At 67.7% G+C, this 16,277-nt stretch carries 18 protein-coding genes; 9 read left to right on the top strand and 9 right to left on the bottom strand.

Features of this window, described 5'->3' with window-relative positions; all coding sequences use genetic code 11:
- Nucleotides 1-586: MFS transporter (locus A5648_RS19055; RefSeq protein ID WP_207511769.1), on the bottom strand; the 586-nt coding region annotated here is incomplete at its 3' end.
- A gap of 74 nt (nucleotides 587-660) precedes the next feature.
- Between A5648_RS19055 and A5648_RS19060 the strand changes: the two genes are divergently transcribed.
- On the top strand, nucleotides 661-1,545 hold the full coding sequence (locus A5648_RS19060) for a LysR family transcriptional regulator (protein WP_065026049.1): 885 nt from the start codon (nucleotides 661-663) through the stop codon (nucleotides 1,543-1,545).
- On the opposite strand, the gene A5648_RS19065 is transcribed toward A5648_RS19060, so the two are convergent.
- Complete coding sequence (locus A5648_RS19065; RefSeq protein ID WP_065026050.1) at nucleotides 1,542-2,054, bottom strand: OsmC family protein; 513 nt, start codon at nucleotides 2,052-2,054, stop codon at nucleotides 1,542-1,544. The two genes, A5648_RS19060 and A5648_RS19065, sit on opposite strands and share 4 nt — an antisense overlap.
- A gap of 73 nt (nucleotides 2,055-2,127) precedes the next feature.
- Between A5648_RS19065 and A5648_RS19070 the strand changes: the two genes are divergently transcribed.
- Complete coding sequence (locus A5648_RS19070) at nucleotides 2,128-2,481, top strand: hypothetical protein (protein WP_064854141.1); 354 nt, start codon at nucleotides 2,128-2,130, stop codon at nucleotides 2,479-2,481.
- Between the two features lie 67 nt (nucleotides 2,482-2,548).
- On the opposite strand, the gene A5648_RS19075 is transcribed toward A5648_RS19070, so the two are convergent.
- Nucleotides 2,549-2,947, bottom strand: a complete 399-nt coding sequence (locus A5648_RS19075) for a VOC family protein (RefSeq protein WP_065026051.1) — start codon at nucleotides 2,945-2,947, stop codon at nucleotides 2,549-2,551.
- 171 nt (nucleotides 2,948-3,118) lie between these two features.
- Here A5648_RS19075 and A5648_RS24155 point away from each other — a divergent pair, with 171 nt between their 5' ends.
- The gene (locus tag A5648_RS24155) at nucleotides 3,119-3,571 is read left to right on the top strand and encodes a hypothetical protein (RefSeq protein ID WP_065026052.1); all 453 of its coding nucleotides are present in this window, start codon (nucleotides 3,119-3,121) and stop codon (nucleotides 3,569-3,571) included.
- On the opposite strand, the gene A5648_RS25045 is transcribed toward A5648_RS24155, so the two are convergent.
- Entirely contained in the window at nucleotides 3,561-4,796 is a 1,236-nt protein-coding gene (locus A5648_RS25045; protein ID WP_082966592.1) for an acetyltransferase, read from the bottom strand. The two genes, A5648_RS24155 and A5648_RS25045, sit on opposite strands and share 11 nt — an antisense overlap.
- A 111-nt stretch (nucleotides 4,797-4,907) precedes the next feature.
- Between A5648_RS25045 and arr the strand changes: the two genes are divergently transcribed.
- Nucleotides 4,908-5,318, top strand: coding sequence for an NAD(+)--rifampin ADP-ribosyltransferase (gene arr / locus A5648_RS19090; RefSeq protein WP_065026053.1), 411 nt, complete (start codon nucleotides 4,908-4,910; stop codon nucleotides 5,316-5,318).
- On the opposite strand, the gene A5648_RS19095 is transcribed toward arr, so the two are convergent.
- Together A5648_RS19095 and ychF are read right to left on the bottom strand one after the other, a co-directional pair.
- On the bottom strand, nucleotides 5,311-5,562 hold the full coding sequence (locus A5648_RS19095; RefSeq protein WP_065026054.1) for a hypothetical protein: 252 nt from the start codon (nucleotides 5,560-5,562) through the stop codon (nucleotides 5,311-5,313). The genes arr and A5648_RS19095 overlap by 8 nt on opposite strands.
- Nucleotides 5,563-5,685: 123 nt before the next feature.
- Nucleotides 5,686-6,759 (bottom strand): redox-regulated ATPase YchF, encoded by a 1,074-nt coding sequence (ychF, locus tag A5648_RS19100; RefSeq protein WP_065026055.1) that lies wholly within the window; start codon nucleotides 6,757-6,759, stop codon nucleotides 5,686-5,688.
- Nucleotides 6,760-6,876: 117 nt separating this feature from the next.
- Between ychF and A5648_RS19105 the strand changes: the two genes are divergently transcribed.
- Nucleotides 6,877-7,965, top strand: coding sequence for a DUF6542 domain-containing protein (locus A5648_RS19105; protein ID WP_065026073.1), 1,089 nt, complete (start codon nucleotides 6,877-6,879; stop codon nucleotides 7,963-7,965).
- 3 nt (nucleotides 7,966-7,968) lie between these two features.
- Here A5648_RS19105 and A5648_RS19110 read toward each other — a convergent pair whose 3' ends face one another.
- Nucleotides 7,969-8,994 (bottom strand): 4-hydroxy-3-methylbut-2-enyl diphosphate reductase, encoded by a 1,026-nt coding sequence (locus tag A5648_RS19110; RefSeq protein WP_082966593.1) that lies wholly within the window; start codon nucleotides 8,992-8,994, stop codon nucleotides 7,969-7,971.
- A gap of 96 nt (nucleotides 8,995-9,090) precedes the next feature.
- Here A5648_RS19110 and A5648_RS19115 point away from each other — a divergent pair, with 96 nt between their 5' ends.
- The 4 genes from A5648_RS19115 to A5648_RS19130 are packed head-to-tail and all read left to right on the top strand — an operon-like array spanning nucleotide 9,091 to nucleotide 12,343.
- Complete coding sequence (locus tag A5648_RS19115) at nucleotides 9,091-9,705, top strand: lipid droplet-associated protein (protein ID WP_065026056.1); 615 nt, start codon at nucleotides 9,091-9,093, stop codon at nucleotides 9,703-9,705.
- Entirely contained in the window at nucleotides 9,702-10,946 is a 1,245-nt protein-coding gene (gene xseA / locus A5648_RS19120; RefSeq protein ID WP_065026057.1) for an exodeoxyribonuclease VII large subunit, read from the top strand. The genes A5648_RS19115 and xseA overlap by 4 nt, the downstream gene beginning before the upstream one ends.
- Nucleotides 10,936-11,178, top strand: a complete 243-nt coding sequence (locus A5648_RS19125; RefSeq protein WP_065026058.1) for an exodeoxyribonuclease VII small subunit — start codon at nucleotides 10,936-10,938, stop codon at nucleotides 11,176-11,178. The genes xseA and A5648_RS19125 overlap by 11 nt, the downstream gene beginning before the upstream one ends.
- Nucleotides 11,179-11,233: 55 nt before the next feature.
- Nucleotides 11,234-12,343, top strand: a complete 1,110-nt coding sequence (locus A5648_RS19130; protein WP_065026059.1) for a 3-beta-hydroxysteroid dehydrogenase — start codon at nucleotides 11,234-11,236, stop codon at nucleotides 12,341-12,343.
- A gap of 76 nt (nucleotides 12,344-12,419) precedes the next feature.
- On the opposite strand, the gene A5648_RS19135 is transcribed toward A5648_RS19130, so the two are convergent.
- Both A5648_RS19135 and A5648_RS19140 read right to left on the bottom strand, forming a co-directional pair.
- Nucleotides 12,420-15,548 (bottom strand): ATP-binding protein, encoded by a 3,129-nt coding sequence (locus A5648_RS19135; protein ID WP_065026060.1) that lies wholly within the window; start codon nucleotides 15,546-15,548, stop codon nucleotides 12,420-12,422.
- 130 nt (nucleotides 15,549-15,678) lie between these two features.
- Nucleotides 15,679-16,203, bottom strand: coding sequence for a 2'-5' RNA ligase family protein (locus tag A5648_RS19140; protein ID WP_065026061.1), 525 nt, complete (start codon nucleotides 16,201-16,203; stop codon nucleotides 15,679-15,681).
- Nucleotides 16,204-16,277: the final 74 nt, after the last annotated feature.

Consider the following 16,277-nt stretch of genomic DNA (forward strand, 5'->3'; position numbering starts at 1 on the left):
GCACGGCGGGCGGATGCACCGGCAGCGTGCGCACCAGCGCCGAGGCGACCAGCATCAGCGCGGCCGCGACGACGAACACTGCTCGCCACCCGGCCACGGCGGCGATCAAGCCGGCCACCACTCGCGACAGCAGGATGCCCAGCAGCAGTCCGGTCATCACGCTGCCGATGACCTGGCCGCGTTCGTCGTCGCGGGCCAGCGTGGCGGCGAACGGCACCAGCACCTGACCCACCACCGAGCCCAGGCCGACCAGGATGGCGGCGACGGCCAGCACCGGCCAGCTGGGCGCAAACGCCATCCCGAGCAGGCACACGCAGGTGCCGGCCAGCATCCAGGTGAGCAACCGGCGTCGCTCCAGCAAGTCGCCGAGCGGCACCAGCAGCGCCAGGCCGATCGCATAGCCGACCTGACTGGCGGTGACGATCAGCCCGACGCTGGTGGTCGAGGCGTGGAAGTGTCCGGCAATCGTGTCGACCAGCGGTTGCGCGTAATAGCTGTTGGCCACCACGAGCCCGGAGATCAGGGCCATGACCAGTACCAGACGACGGTCCAGTCGCGCCGGCGCGGACTCGGTGGTGAGGGTCATCTGTTCATGGTCACTCCGCACCACTGTGATGTAAAACAAGACAATTGAGTCAATCTCATCGCTAAAGTCGATAGATGGAGATCAGACAGTTGCAGCACTTCGTGGCGGTGGCCGAATCCGGCCACTTCACCCACGCCGCCGAGGCGCTGAACATCTCCCAGTCGGGACTGAGCGCATCCATCCAGGCTCTGGAAAAGAGCCTGTCCACGCCCGTGTTCGAGCGCACCACCCGCTCGGTGGTGCTCACCGCGGCCGGGCGCGCGCTGCTCGGGCCCGCCCGGCGCGTCCTGCGCGAGGTGGCCACGGCCGAGTCGGCCGTCGCGTCGATCCGCGATGCCGAGGCGGGCCAGCTGACGCTCGGGGTGGTGCAGACGTTCACCGCGGTCGATCTGCCGGCCACCATCGCGCGGCTGCATGCCCGTCACCGCGGCATTCAGGTGCTGCTGCGGGAGGCGCCCACCTCAGATCTGCTGGGCGCCGTCGACGACGGCGAGCTGGACCTGGCGTTCGTGGCGCTGGATGCCGCACCGCTGCCGGCGGGGCTGGCCGCGTTGCGCGACTACCCCGAGACGCTGGTGCTGGTAGTCGGAGCCGGACATGCGCTGGCGCAGCGGACCACGGTGCGGATCGCGGAGCTGGCCGAGCAGTCTTTCGTGGAGTTCGCGGCCGGGCTCGGTTTGCAGACGGTGGTCGCCGCGTTGTTCCGCGACGCGGGTGTGCGGCGGCGGATCGCGTTTCGCACCAGCCAGATGGACCAGGCGCTGAGCCTGGTCGAGCACGGACTCGGGGTGGCGGTGGTGCCCGAGCCGGTCGCCCGCCACAGCGGGCTGCACATCGCGGGGCTGCGCCCGATCAGCGGCGGCGCGCCGCCTACCCGCCGACTGGCGCTGGTCGGTCGCACCGCGGTGCCGACCAATCCGGCCGCTCGGGCGTTTCTGGACCTGCTGCCCGCTGCCTAACCGACCTCGAGGCGGGTGTGCACCGGAGTCGGGTTGGTGGTGAGATCCAGTACCGGGCAATGGGATTCGACGACCCGATGCAGTTCGGCGTAGCGCTCCGCGGTTTCCGGGCCGGTCACGGTGATAACGACCCGCACCTCGCTGAAGCCGGGACGCACCGAGTCGTCCAAGCCGAAGAAGCCGCGCACGTCGAGGTCGCCCTCGGCTTGGCCGGTGATCTCATCGACGGTGATGCCCAGCTTTTCCGCCCAGTATCGCCAGGTGACGATCTGGCACGACAGCAGCGAGCCCAGGTAGTACTCGACGGGGTTCGGGGCGGTGTTCTCACCGCCGAGCGTGGGCGGTTCGTCGACTTCGACGCTGTAGCGCCCCATGGTGATCGTGCTGGCCACCGCGTCGTGGGCGACCGCGGAGGCCCGGAACACGACCTGGGAGCCGGCCGGATCGGCGGCGGCCGGGTCGCTGGTGGCGGCGACAACGGCGGCCAGGCGGGTGGTCGATGAGGTCATGCCGGTCAAGGGTAATGGGCGGCCATCTGCCGAGGATTGGCCCATGCCCATGTCACGGGCTAGCCTGAGCCACGTGGAGGTACTACGGCACGTAATAGTTCTGCTGCACATCGTCGGCTTCGCGGTGACCTTCGGGGCGCTGGCCGCCGAGGCCGCGGCGCGGCGCTTCCAGCTCACTCCGGTGATGGACTACGGCGTGGTGCTGTCGTTGGTGACCGGCCTGGCGCTGGCCGCGCCCTGGCCCGCCGACGTGGTGCTGAACTACCCCAAGATCGGGACCAAGCTGGTGCTGCTGATCGCCCTGGGAGCGGTGCTCGGGATCGGCCGGGCCCGGCAACGCCGATCCGGCGAGGCGGCTCCGCGGGTGCTGTTCTACGCCGCGGGCGCGCTGATCCTGACCGCCGCGGGGCTCGCCGTCATCTGGTAGCGGGCTGGTAGGGCGCGCGCCGTCTTTTCGAATCAGCGCCGATTGGCACCCCCGGCTGCTCAGCACATCAAAGTCCGAATTTGGCCCGGGCCTGGTCGGTGACCGGTGTGAACAGGTTGACGAGATTGCCGTCTGGGTCACGAAACAGCAGCGCGCGGTTGCCCCACGGCATGGTCGTCGGCTCGGTCACGACCTCGGACACGTGCCCGCGGAGGCGCTCGAACTCGGCGTCCACGTCGTCGACGATGAACTCGAGGATCGCGCTGCGATTGGCGCCCGGCTCGGCGGATCCGGCGCCGAACAGCGGAACCGTTTTGTCGCTGCCGATGGCTAGCGTGCCGAGCGGTGTCGGGATCTCGGCGAAGAGTTCATTGCCCCAGATCGCGGCGAAACCGGTGACCAGCTCGTAGAAGCCGACCAGTCGCTGGACGTCGGCGGTGATGATGCGAGTCGAGACGAACTTCATGCCGCGCACGCTAGCCGCCACCTCCGACACGCGGACCGGGCTCAACCCAGCCTCGGCCGCCGGCAACACTTACCCGCGCAAAATTCGCCGGGATTCTGCCATCGCACGCCTGACTTCGGCGTTCTCCCGCCTGGCAGCGGCATCCCGGCGCTCTGCCTGATCCGCGACCCGTTGCAGACGCTCGCGCTCACGCTGCGCAGCGGTGCCTTCACGTTCGTCCGCACGCGCCTCCCGGTCGTCCGCCGACCGCTCACGCACGTCAGCAACTCGGTCGCGCTCATCGGCGACGCGCTCTCGTTCGTCAGCGATCCGCTCGCGCCTGGAGAGTTCAGCCGCGCGACGCGTGAGGGCATCCTCGCGCTGACCCAACTCAAGAGCGCGACTGTCGGGTTCGCCTGGCACGCCGGCGCGGCCCGCTGCGACCATCACTCCACATTAACGCGGTTGCCCGCCCGCGGCTTGGAGAAAACCGCCCGGCTCCAAGAAGAGGTCGCCCGAATCGAAGACGACACGATCGCGCAACCGCACGCTGGCCGACCTGAAGCGCAGAGAAGCCCGAGAAAACTCGCCGCCCTACACCGATCAATAACGGCACATTTCCCTTTCGCGGAATCTAGCCAGTAACTGGAGGCCCCGAGAACCCGGCGGCCTGCCGGATCAGGCCGATTAAAGTCTGCACCAGTGCTACGACGCCGTCGTAGTGGTCGCGCCAGTCCACACTGCTGACCCCGAGGTAGTCCTGCCCGGCAAGCTGTAGAAGAACCTGATCCCGGCCCGCTAGCCTCGGCGCCACCCGCTGGGCTGCAACATCTTTGGCGACGATCGCCTCGGTTTCGATGGTGAGCAGAATACGAGCCAGGGTGAGCAGGACGAATGCCTCCTCACCTACCGGGTCGTTCATGAGTTCAGGCAGTAAGGCGAGCTGGGCGCCGCGGAGGAGCTCAGACGGCACCGGAGCAATCAGATCCTCGAGTGCCGCGCCGCGCAACACTCGATGGGCGCTCAGAGCGGTGGCCAGGAGCACGACCACGTCGGGATCGGACACCGCGGGAGGCACGTGGCCGTCGAGGATCTCGGCCCGCAGCCACTCGCCGAATTGGAAGTCGCGGCGCGGCGTCTGGGGCAGCGGATCCAGATCGTCGACGACCAGGCTGGTCACTTCCAGTGGACGACGATCGGCGACCTCGGGGAATTGGGCGGCATGACCGCGCCACCCCGAGACGCTCAGTAGCAGAGACGCCAGCGAAGCCCGCTCGGACCCGGTGAGCGACTTGCGTGTGAGAACGAGTAGATCGACGTCGCTGGATGGACGTAGGCCGGCGGTTGCCGCCGAGCCATAGAGATACGCCCCGACCAGCCCTCCCGGGCGGTGGTCGTCCAGATAGCTCAGCACCGGCGTAAGCAGTGCCTCCATGTGCAGCAACGGATATGGCCGTCCCGCGTCGTCAAGCTCGCTGCGGCCGGTGACGACGAAACCGCGTCGGGTGTAGAACTCGGCCGCCTGCTCGTTCTGCTCATTGACATCGGCGTACCGGATTCCCTGCTCTGCGATCGCGTGATCGAGCAGCGCGCTGCCGACTCCACGGCCGCGGGCGTCGGCGTCGACGAACAACATCTCGAGGCGCTCCCCCGCGGTGCCCGCGAAGCCCACCGGCTCACCGTCGACCTCCGCGACCGTGAGGCGGACGCCGGGAAAGTAGTTATCCGCTAGCTGACGCTCGATGGCCACGCGGTCCGGTTCTGCCAGAAAGTGGTGAGTCGCCACGACGGCACTTCGCCAGATCTCCACCAGCCGTGGGTACTCCGCTGGCCCAACGCAGCCGCGAATCCGCACCGTAGGCATCGTCATAGTCAGCTATCGCCCCTTCCTTGCCCGAGAATGAACTGACGCAGAAGGACTCGCGGAATTTTCCAGCATGGCTTCAGTCTCGCGGAATATCGCGCCCGGTAGCCTGGCGCGGTGGATCCGGTGCTCGACGAAGGTCCGTTCTACCACGGGACAAAGGCCAAACTAGGCGTTGGAGACCTGCTCACCGCAGGCTTCCGTTCCAACTACCGGCCGGAAATCGTCATGAACCACATCTATTTCACCGCCCTGCGCGACGGTGCCGGGCTGGCCGCCGAGCTCGCGGCCGGTGCCGGCACACCGCGGGTGTATCTCGTCGAACCGACCGGGGAGTTCGAGAACGATCCGAACGTCACCGATAAGAAGTTCCCCGGCAACCCGACCCGCTCCTACCGCAGCAGTGCACCGCTGCGGGTCATCGAAGAAGTCGACGACTGGACGAGGCTGTCTCCCGAGGCGCTCCAGGAGTGGCACGACCGCTTGGCCTCGCTGCGGGCGGAGGACCGCGACGAAATCATCAACTGATCCGGTCGTCGCGAACAAGTCCGCCAACCAGCTTCTGGAAAAGGGCTGCGCTCCCAGCTGCCATAGCCCAATACGGGCCGATGGCGCGCTCGACGGATAGCCGCACACTGTTGATCAGCCCATTCATGCGGCGACGCCGGGCGCGGAGTTTCAGCATGTAGTGGCCTGCGATGCACAACGCTCCCACCACCACCAAAATCCATAGCAGCGCCGCCACCAGGTAGATCAGCTCAACCACCGCCATGACAACGAGCCTCCCCTGCCGCCATCGCGGTCAGATCACCGGCAAGACACAATGTCGGCGCGCATTACGCGAGCGGCGTCATGGCCGGAGCCATCCATTCGTCCGGGCTTAGCCGGAGAGCGACTACACGTTGAACCGGAACTCCACCACGTCCCCGTCGGCCATCACGTAGTCCTTGCCCTCCATGCGCACCTTGCCGGCGGCTTTGGCGGCGGCCATCGACCCGGCCTCGACCAGGTCGTCGTAGGAGACCACTTCGGCCTTGATGAAACCTTTTTCGAAGTCGGTGTGGATCACCCCGGCCGCCTTCGGAGCGGTGTCGCCCTGGTGGATGGTCCAGGCCCGGGCCTCCTTCGGCCCGGCGGTCAGGTAGGTCTGCAGCTTCAGGGTGTGAAATCCGGCCCGCGCCAAGGCATCCAGGCCGCGTTCGGTCTGCCCGATCGACTCCAGCAGCTCCATCGCCGACTCGTCGTCCAGCTCGGCGAGCTCGGCTTCGATCTTGGCGTCGAGGAACACCGCGTCGGCCGGGGCCACCAACTCCCGCAGCGCCGCAACCCGCGCGGCATCGGTGAGCACCGCTTCGTCGGCGTTGAACACATACAGGAACGGCTTGGTGGTCAGCAGGTTCAACTCGCGCAGCGGGGTGGCGTCCACGCCGGCAGCGAACAGGGTCTTGCCGCTGTCGAGCACCGCACTGGCGGCCACCGCCGCCTCCAGCATCGGCTTGCGGTCCTTGTTGTTGCGGGCTTCCTTCTCCAGACGCGGTACGGCGCGTTCCAGGGTCTGCATGTCGGCGAGGATCAGCTCGGTGGCGATCACCTCGATGTCGGACTCGGGATCCACCTTGCCGTCGACGTGCACCACGTCGTCGTCGGAGAACACCCGCACCACCTGACAGATGGCATCGCACTCGCGGATGTTGGCCAGGAACTTGTTGCCCAGCCCGGCCCCCTCCGAAGCGCCCTTGACGATGCCGGCGATGTCGACGAACGTCACCGGAGCAGGCAGGATCCGCTCGGAACCGAAGATCTCGGCCAGCTTGCCCAGCCGGGGATCGGGCAGCGGCACCACGCCCTCGTTCGGCTCGATCGTCGCGAACGGGTAGTTGGCGGCCAACACGTCGTTGCGGGTCAGCGCGTTGAACAGGGTCGACTTACCGACGTTGGGCAACCCCACGATTCCCAGGCTCAGGCTCACAGGGAGCCAAGTCTAGATATAAGCGCCGACCCGCGTCGCCCGGCTCCGCCGCGCTAGCGATCGACGCGAGACGTGCCGCCGTACGCCCACCCCAACGCCAGCCGGTACCGTCAATGTGTGGCAGCACAGCGGGACAAGTCGGCGGTAGCGGCCGATCACCGTTCGATTCTGCCCAACAAGGCCGGTTTTCCCTGGTGGGGCGCTGTGGCAGTGGCCATGGTCGCGACCGCCATCGGCGTCGCCTTCGACGCCGGCTCCGGCGACAAGGAACTGAGCACCGTCTTCTCCGCCCTGTATGTGATGGGCTGCCTCGCGGCGGTACTCATGGTGCAGCAATCGGCGGTGTTCACCGCGGTCATCCAGCCTCCGCTGATCCTGTTCTGCACCGTGCCGGCCGCCTACTGGCTGTTCCACGGCGCCGGTTTCCCCGGGCTCAAGGCCATCGTCATCAACTGCGGGTATCCGCTGATCGAGCGGTTCCCGCTGATGTTGTTCACGGCGGCGGCCGTGCTGTTGATCGGGCTGGTCCGCTGGTATCTGGGCATGCTCGGTGGCGCGGCGAGCCCCGCGGACGACGACACCGGCACGAGCCGGCGGCCCGCGCTGCTCGACAAGCTCGGCGGCATGCTCACCGCGGCGCTCAACCGCAATCCGGCCCACGCCATCGAGCCGCCGGCCTCGGAAAGCCCGCGCGAACGACGCCCCGGCGACCGTCCCCGGCGGGCGACTCCGGAGGCTCGGCGCGCCGCCCGCAAGGCCACCTCGAGCCGCTCAGCCGCTCGGTCCGGCGAGCGCCGTCGCGGGGCCAACGGGTCCAGCCCGACGCGCTCACGGCACGTCCGGCCGCCCATGGACGATGTTGAGATGACGGAGCGCCCGCGACGGCGCCCGGCACCCGATCTGCGCGACGAGCCGCTGCCGCGGCGCCGACGCCCGGCGCCCGAGTGGCGCGATGAGCCGCCGCGGCGACGTGGCGAACCGGCGCCGAGGACCGATGTGCGCGCTCGCGGTTATCGGCCCACCGAGGCGCCCGAATCGCTACCGCGGCGTCGTCCCGCGGCCGGCCGCGGCAACGGCACCACCCACCACCCGGTCTCCCGGGTGCGCTATCGAAACGGTGCCGGCGACGAGCCCGGCGCGGAACGCCGCACCCGACCCCGTAAGCCGCGCGACGAGGAAGCCGACTCTTGGGAGTACGACGTCTAGGCGTTAACGCCGGTCGGGCCGGATCTCCCGAGGCAGCGCGAACACCAGCGTCTCATTGGCGGTCGCCACCGGGTACACCGTGCCGTAGCCGTGCTCGGCCAACCGCTCCAACACGCCGCGGACCAGGATCTCCGGCACCGAGGCGCCCGAGGTGACGCCGATGGTCTGCACTTCGCCGCCAGCGGGGTCCAGCCACGACGGGTCGATGTCCTCGGCGTAGTCGACCAGATGGGCGGCGTCGGCGCCGGCGTCCAGCGCCACCTCGACCAAGCGGTTGGAGTTCGACGAGTTCTTCGACCCGACGACGATCACCAGCTCGCATTCCGGGGCCATCGCCTTGACCGCGGTCTGCCGGTTCTGGGTGGCGTAGCAGATGTCGTCGCTGGGCGGATCCTGCAGGCTCGGGAACCGCTCACGCAGCTTGACCACGGTCTGCATCGTCTCGTCGACGCTGAGCGTGGTCTGCGACAACCACACCACCTTGCTCTCATCGCGGACCTCGACCGCGGCTACAGCCTCTAAGCCGTCGACGAGCTGCACGTCGTCGGGCGCCTCGCCGATGATCCCGATGACCTCCTCGTGGCCGGCGTGGCCGATCAGCAGGATGTCGTAGCCGTCGCGGGCGAACCGTTTGGCCTCGTTGTGCACCTTCGACACCAGCGGACACGTCGCGTCGATGACCCGCAGGCCGCGATCGGCGGCCAAGTCATGCACGCTCGGGGCCACCCCGTGCGCGGAGAACACCACCATCGCGCCTTCGGGCACCTCGTCAGCCTCGTGCACGAACACCACACCCTTGTTGGTCAGGGTGTCCACCACATGCTTGTTGTGCACGATCTCGTGCCGGACGTACACCGGTGCGCCGTGCTTCTCCAGCGCCCGCTCGACCGTCTCAACGGCCCGGTCCACGCCGGCGCAGTACCCGCGGGGCTCGGCCAGCAACACGCGCTTGCCGGCGGGGGCAGCGGCGACTGGCGCCCCTGAACTGGCTGAACTATTAGCGGTCTCCACATCGAGGGTCGGCGGCATGGCACCCAGGGTACGGTCTGCCGACACGGGACCGCCAGCTCGCGCCACGGCCGTCGCTACTTGGAGATGACCGGCAGGTAAGGCAGTCTGGAGGCCATGGCTAATGCACCATTCGGAGTCCGGCTTCTGGTCGGCGCGGCCACCGTCGCCGTCGAGGAGACGCTGAAGCTGCCGCAAACCATCCTGACCTACCCGATGACGCTGGCCAGCCAGGCCGCGCACGCGGTGATGCGCTGGCAGCAGGGCATCGCTGAGCTGGTCAACAAGGGCGACTCCACGCTCGAGTCGATCTTTCCGCCGAAGGACGAGCAGCCGGAGTGGGCCACCTTCGACGAAGACGTCGACGACGACCTCAACGGCGCCGACTACCCCGGCACTGCGGATTTCGATGATGCCGATTCCGGCCCGCGCACGGACGGGCGCTTCGCGCTGTACTCGTTCAGCGAGGGTGCCGACGACCGGCCCGCACCGCCCGCCGAGACCGATGTCACACCGGGTAGTCGTCGGGCCGCCGGGCCGACGGTGCCCACCCCGGACCTGGTCGACGAGCTCGACTACGGCGCGCTGACCCTGGCCCAGCTGCGGGCCCGGCTGGCCTCGCTCAGCGTCGACGAGCTGGAGACCCTGCTCGCCTACGAGGAGGCGACCAAGGCGCGAGCGCCCTTCCAGACGCTGCTGGCCAACAGGATCACCCGCGCCACCACGAAGTGACCGCACCCGCAGCGGGCAATTCCGCTGAGAACCCGTTTCCGGTCCGCGCGGTCGCCATCCGGGTCAAGGGCTGGATCGACCGGCTCGGCTCGGTGTGGGTGGAGGGCCAGCTGACCCAGATCAACCTGCGGCCGGGCGTCCGAACGGTGTTCATGGTGCTGCGGGATCCGGCCGCCGACATGTCGCTGACGGTGACCTGCAGCCCCGAACTGGTGGCCGGTGCTCCGGTCAAACTGACCGAGGGCACCCAGGTGGTGGTCTGCGGCAAACCCAACTTCTACACCGCCCGCGGCAGTTTCTCCTTGCGGCTCAGCGAGATTCGAGCTGTCGGGGTCGGCGAACTGCTGGCCCGCATCGAACGGCTGCGCCGGCTGCTGGACGCCGAGGGGCTGTTCGACCCGCGGCTCAAACGGCCGCTCCCGTTCCTGCCGGGTGCCATCGGCCTGATCACCGGCCGTGCCAGCGCCGCCGAGCGGGACGTGATGACGGTCGCCGGCGCCCGGTGGCCGGCGGTGCGCTTCGTGGTGCGCAACACCGCCGTGCAGGGCCCGAACGCGGTTGCCCAGATCGTCGAGGCACTGCGCGACCTCGATGCCGACCCGGCGGTGGATGTGATCGTGCTGGCCCGGGGCGGCGGCAGCGTGGAGGACCTGTTGCCGTTCTCTGACGAGACGTTGTGCCGGGCGATCGCGGCGTGCCGAACTCCGGTGGTGAGCGCGGTCGGTCACGAGCCCGACAACCCGCTGTGCGATCTGGTCGCCGACCTGCGGGCCGCCACTCCCACCGGCGCGGCGAAGAAGATCGTCCCGGACGCCGCGGCCGAGCAGGCACTGGTCGACGATCTGCGCCGGCGCAGCGCCCAAGCGGTGCGCAACTGGGTGGTGCGCGAGGAACGCGTGCTGGCCCAGCTACGCAGCCGCCCGGTATTGGCCGACCCGATGCGCGCGCTGACCGAACGCACCGAGGAGGTGGGACGCGCCCTGGCTGCCGTGCGCCGCGACATCGTCCGGCTGATCACCGTGCAGAGCGAACGGGTCGGGCACCTCTCGGCCCGGCTGGCTACCCTGGGCCCGGCCGCCACCCTGGCCCGCGGCTACGCGGTCGTTCAGACGGTGAGCACCGATGGGCCGGCGCACGTGCTGCGGTTAGTGCAGGACGCGCCGGCCGGCACCCATTTGCGGATCCGGGTCGCCGACGGAGCGATTGCCGCTACCAGTGAAGGACATACCGATGGCCACTGAGCAACCCGAGCCGACGAGTCCCGTTAGTGACCTCGGGTACGAGCACTGCCGCGACGAGCTGATCGAGGTGGTGCAGCGATTGGAGCAGGGCGGACTGGATCTCGACGCTTCCCTGAGCCTCTGGGAAAGAGGCGAACAGCTGGCTAAGCGCTGTGAGGAGCACCTGGCCGGCGCTCGCCAGCGAGTACAGGACGCATTGGCCTCCGAGTCCGAGGATGCCGACCGGGCGTAACCGCCCACGCGAGAAGCCCACGGGAACTGAAACACGTTTCCGTTATGCTCACCCGATGGGTGATCCCGCACTGACAACCGAACTCGGCCGGGTATTGGTCACCGGCGGCTCCGGCTTCGTCGGAACCAATTTCGTCAAGACACTGCTCGAACGCGGCTATCAGGTGCGCTCGTTCGACCGGGCGCCGTCGCCACTGCCCCCGCACCCCAACCTGCAGGCGGTGGAAGGCGACATTTGCGACCCGGCCTCGGTGGCCGCCGCGGTCGCCAACATCGACACCGTGTTTCACACCGCCGCGATCATCGATCTGCAGGGTGGCGCGAAAGTCACCGACGAGATCCGGCGACGCAGCTTCGCGGTCAACGTCGACGGCACCCGGAATCTGGTTCAGGCCGGACAGCGGGCCGGGGTGAAGCGGTTCGTCTACACCGCATCCAACAGCGTGGTGATGGGCGGCAAGGCCATCTCGGGCGGCAACGAAACCATGCCCTACACCACCAAGTACAACGACCTCTACACCGAGACGAAGGTGGTCGCCGAGAAGTTCGTGCTGGGGGAGAACGGTGTCGGCGACATGCTGACCTGTTCAATCCGCCCGTCGGGAATCTGGGGCAACGGCGACCAGACCATGTTCCGCAAGCTGTTCGAGAGCGTGGTCGCCGGACACGTCAGAGTCCTGATCGGCAGCAAACGCGCCAAGCTGGACAACTCCTACGTGCACAACCTGATTCACGGTTTCATCCTGGCCGCCGAGCACCTGGTGCCGGGCGGAACGGCACCCGGACAGGCCTATTTCGTCAACGACGGCGAACCGATCAACATGTTCGAGTTCGCCCGCCCGGTCATCGAAGCGTGCGGCCAGCACTGGCCCCGATTCAGGGTTTCCGGCCGGATGGTACGCGACGTGATGGTCGCCTGGCAGTGGCTGCACTTCCGGTTCGGGCTGACCCAGCCACTGCTGGAACCCGGTGCGGTGGAACGGCTTTACCTCAACAATTACTTCTCGATCGACAAGGCCCGCCGCGATCTCGGCTATCAACCGCTGTTCACCACCGAGCAGGCGATGGTCGACTGCATGCCGTACTACTGCGAGTTGTTCCAGCGGGTCAAGGCCGAAGCGCATCCGCACCTGGCGACGGTGGTCGCCGAGCCGCATCCGGAATAGCAATGGTCTTGGCTAACGCGGCGACCCGGTAGGACGGCGGGGCGCCACACCGACGTGGCGCACGCGCCGCAGGCGGTCATGTCATCGCCCCCGCTTGTGCGATGTGGCCCTCAAAACCTAGATCGGCGGCCATCTTTCGGTAGCCGGCGACCAGGTCCCGGTAGCCGTCCGCATCTCCCTTGGCCCGGGCCAGCAGCGCCCGCAGCCGAAGCAGCCAGATGTCGTGCACGACGAACCCCGGTTCGGTCGGCACGGCGACCAGCCGGTCGATGGCCGCCTGTGTTTCCCGCACGTCGGCGTCTGTACCTCTGAGCAGTAAAAACCCGCCCAGAACGGCGGTGGCCTGCCCAAGATTGAGTACATCGCCTGAGGCGAACAGCTCGTTGAGGACGACTCGCGACAGGGCGATCGCGCCGTCGAGGTCGCCGGCTCGGGCCTTCTCCTCGGCGAAAACATTGTCGGCGAAAAAGGCCGCGATCAACGTGAAGCGCTCTTGCACAGCAGCCTCACGGGCCGCGGCAAGCAGTGCCAAACCCGCTTCCCGGTCGGGATTGTCCTGGCTCATCAGGGCGATGCCGCGCACCTGCCGGGCGGATGCGAGCGGGAGATCGTCACCGGATCGCTCCGCGAGTTCGAGCACCTCAGCTGTCTCCTGCAACGCGGCCGCGTCCGGCAACCACACACCACCACCGACGAGGGTGTACTTGAACAGCAGTGTCACCGCGCGGAACGACGGTTGGAATGCCCGGGCCATCGTCGCGGCCTGCTCGACGTCGTCTCGCCAGCCACGGTCGCCCAGGCAACATCGTGCGCAGCCACGCAACATGAGCGCGCACACCAACGGAGAGTCGACTATCAGATTGCCCTTGGTGGCATCGCCGTCAGCCAGGTCGATCATCCGTTGCGCCAGCCCCACAACCTCGCGCATCTCGGCCCGCTCGAACTTGGCGGCGAGCGCACTGTAGAGCAGCCCGAGGGTCAACATCGGATCGCCGATCGATTCGAGCAGGCTGGTGAGCTCGGAAGCCATCATCGATGCTTCCCGGAACCGGGCGTGCACGATCAAAGCCGGCAGCCATCCCGCCATGCCCATGGCCAGCGACACCTTGTCGTCGGCGGCGCCGGCCAGGTCGCGCAGTTCGTCAAACCCGGTGTCGGCCAGGGTACCGCCGGCAAACCACGATGTGGCGCACAGCAGCGTCCGCGGGGCGATCCGCAGTGCGGTGCGTTCTGGGTCTGAGTCGGGCAATCGGTCGGCGACGTCACGCGCACGCTGCCAGCTGGCCCGTGCCGCGATCATGTTCCGATGGGTCAGCCACGTACCGGCGCGCATGTGCCAGTCAAACGTTGCGTGCAGATCGCCTGCCGCTTCAAGGTGTTCGGCGATCAGCGCAGCGTTCTCGTCCGCCGACTCCGGGCCGCGTTGTTCGATCGAGGCAGCCAGCCGCTGGTGCAGCTCGGCGCGATCGGATCTCAGCTGGGAGTCGTAGGCCACCGACCGGATCAACGGGTGCCGGAATGCGTACTCGGGGCGCGGGGCGAACCCGACCTGATCGACCAGCTCGGCCTTGACCAACTCATCGAGGAGCGGGTCGATCCCAAGTGCGGCCAGCAGATCGGGGTTGAATCGTGACCCGATGACCGCCGCGGCACTCAGCGTGCGTTTGGCGGCGGGAGTGAGGCGGTCGACACGGGCGGCGATGGCGGACTGCAGTGTTGCCGGCACCCCCACGTCGGCGACGTCACCGACCAGCAGGTAGGAGTGTCGGCTGCCGCGGATGACGCCGCGCTCGGCCAAGTCGCGCACGATCTCTTCAGCGAAAAACGGGTTGCCTGAAGCACGTTCGGCGATTATCTGAGTCAACCCGTGCACCGAGGGATCACTGCCCAGCAGCTGCCCGATCAGCGTCGCGGCTTGCGCGTTGTTCAGCGGCCGCAGCACGATCGTCTGTGCCCCGGACATGGTGGCCAGCGCGCCATGGTATTCGGGGCGATACGTGATCAACACCATCGAACGGGTCTGCGGTATCACCGCCAAGAAATCGGTCAACATCGATTCGCTGACCTCATCGATCCAATGGGCATCTTCGATCACATACAGTGCCGGCGTATCTCGGGCCACCGAGGCGCCATTGACCAGCGCCGTCAACCGCCGCCGCCGGGCATCGGCTTCGATGTCGGTCAGTTCGATGTCGGGATCGGCGATGCCCAGCAAGTCGTCCAGCAGCAACAGGTCTTCGAGGTCGGCAGGGGTGACGAGGTCACGGACCCGTGCCCGAGCCGCCTGGTGCCCTAGACCTTCGACTCCCAGCGCGGCCCGTAGCAATCCCACGACCGCATGGAACGGGATGTCGCTGGTATGCGATTCGCAATGAGTGGCGAACACCTCCACGCCACGTTGTGCGGCCAGTGCGGCGGATTCCCGAACGATGCGGCTCTTACCGATACCCGGCGGACCTACAGCATTGATCACGCACCCGGCGCCGCCAATCGCCTCATCGAGAATCCCGGCTATGGTGTTCAACTCCCAGGTGCGCCCCACCAGCGCCGGGTCGCTTCGCTTGCCTTGCTGATGCTGTTGCGCCACCCCCAGCAACCGGCGTACCCGCACCGGATCGTCGGCGCCTTTGATCTGCACCCACTCCGATTCGCCCAGTGCGGCAACCTCTTCGACCAACCGCGCAGTGGATGCGCTGAGCATCACCCCGCCCGGCGGGGCAACCGACTCCATCCGCTGCGCCATCCCGACCTGCTCGCCGATCGCCGTATAGCTGCCCGGTCCGGACCCGATCTCCCCGGCGACCACCTCACCCGAGTTCAGCCCGACCCTCAGCTGCAGCACACCCTCTTCGGACCGCTGAATTTCCAAGGCCGCCAAGCACGCCCGAAAAGCGTGATCCTCCAGCGCCACCGGCGCACCGAACACCGCCATGATGCCGTCCCCGGTGAACTTGTCCACCGTCCCGCCGAAACGTCGCACCACCGCCGCGCACTGGTCGAACAACTGCGCCATGATCTCGTGCAGCCGTTCGGCGCCCACCGCCGCAGCGATATCCATCGAATGCACCACGTCGGCGAACAACACCGTCACCTGCTTGAATTCCGCCGGCGCCGGGGCAGCGGTGATCGGCGAACCACAGGAGTGGCAGAACCGTGCATTCTCCAGTGGTTCGGCACCGCACGCCCGGCATGTGGTTGCGGTCATCCCGACGCCGCCGATCCATAAAATCAACCGATCGGCCAACAATATGCTTTTCCGCAGCTAGCTGGACTTTTGTAACGTGATCGTCACAGTAGCGACGGCTGCGGGCGGCGCTGTAGCTGGGCGAAACCCATCACGGCAGCGACAACAGCGGGAACACCTCGCCAGTCGCGCTGTTGACCAGAGCCGCGCGATCCAACCGCGCCTGAAACGGCACCACGTCGAACACGTCGGCCGCCACCAGCGGCAGCTGATCCAGCCTGGCCCGCGGGGCCAGCGAGCAGTGCGGCAGCCACACGCCGGGCCGATAGTGCTTGTGCAACTCGGCACCGGTGCTCCTGACAACCTCGACGACGCGCTGTTGGCGCGCCACAATATCGGCGCTGACCCCGGCGAGCAGCCAGGCCCGCCCGCGACGAAACAGGCCCAGGCCATCGAAGCTGAGTTCCACCGGGGCACCGTCGTCCAGCTCGGCCAGCGCCGCTGCCACCGCGTCGCGGTCCCAGCTGCGCAGCACCGCGTAAGACAGGTGCGGGACGTGCCGCCGATGGGTATGCGATCGCAGGCTGGGCACACCGTGGCTTTCGATACGGTCCCATAGGGCTCGCAGCGCCCGCTCGGATCGCCGGTCGAACAGCAGGCAGACGGCCAGGGCCATTGGGCCAGTTTGTTCCGAACGGCTGTCGCAGACCTCGCTTTCACGGAAAGATCGCGCTAATTGAGGAGGTGCTC

This window comes from Mycolicibacter sinensis (genome assembly GCF_001673565.1).
GTDB lineage: Bacteria > Actinomycetota > Actinomycetes > Mycobacteriales > Mycobacteriaceae > Mycobacterium > Mycobacterium sinense_C.

Coding starts and splice junctions, on each gene's coding strand:
- A5648_RS19060 (WP_065026049.1), top strand. CDS start 661: ATGGAGATCAGACAGTTGCAGCACTTCGTGGCGGTGGCCGAATCCGGC.
- A5648_RS19065 (WP_065026050.1), bottom strand. CDS start 2,054: ATGACCTCATCGACCACCCGCCTGGCCGCCGTTGTCGCCGCCACCAGC.
- A5648_RS19075 (WP_065026051.1), bottom strand. CDS start 2,947: ATGAAGTTCGTCTCGACTCGCATCATCACCGCCGACGTCCAGCGACTG.
- A5648_RS25045 (WP_082966592.1), bottom strand. CDS start 4,796: ATGACGATGCCTACGGTGCGGATTCGCGGCTGCGTTGGGCCAGCGGAG.
- A5648_RS19095 (WP_065026054.1), bottom strand. CDS start 5,562: ATGGCGGTGGTTGAGCTGATCTACCTGGTGGCGGCGCTGCTATGGATT.
- A5648_RS19110 (WP_082966593.1), bottom strand. CDS start 8,994: ATGCCGCCGACCCTCGATGTGGAGACCGCTAATAGTTCAGCCAGTTCA.
- A5648_RS19115 (WP_065026056.1), top strand. CDS start 9,091: ATGGCTAATGCACCATTCGGAGTCCGGCTTCTGGTCGGCGCGGCCACC.
- A5648_RS19125 (WP_065026058.1), top strand. CDS start 10,936: ATGGCCACTGAGCAACCCGAGCCGACGAGTCCCGTTAGTGACCTCGGG.
- A5648_RS19130 (WP_065026059.1), top strand. CDS start 11,234: ATGGGTGATCCCGCACTGACAACCGAACTCGGCCGGGTATTGGTCACC.
- A5648_RS19135 (WP_065026060.1), bottom strand. CDS start 15,548: ATGACCGCAACCACATGCCGGGCGTGCGGTGCCGAACCACTGGAGAAT.
- A5648_RS19140 (WP_065026061.1), bottom strand. CDS start 16,203: ATGGCCCTGGCCGTCTGCCTGCTGTTCGACCGGCGATCCGAGCGGGCG.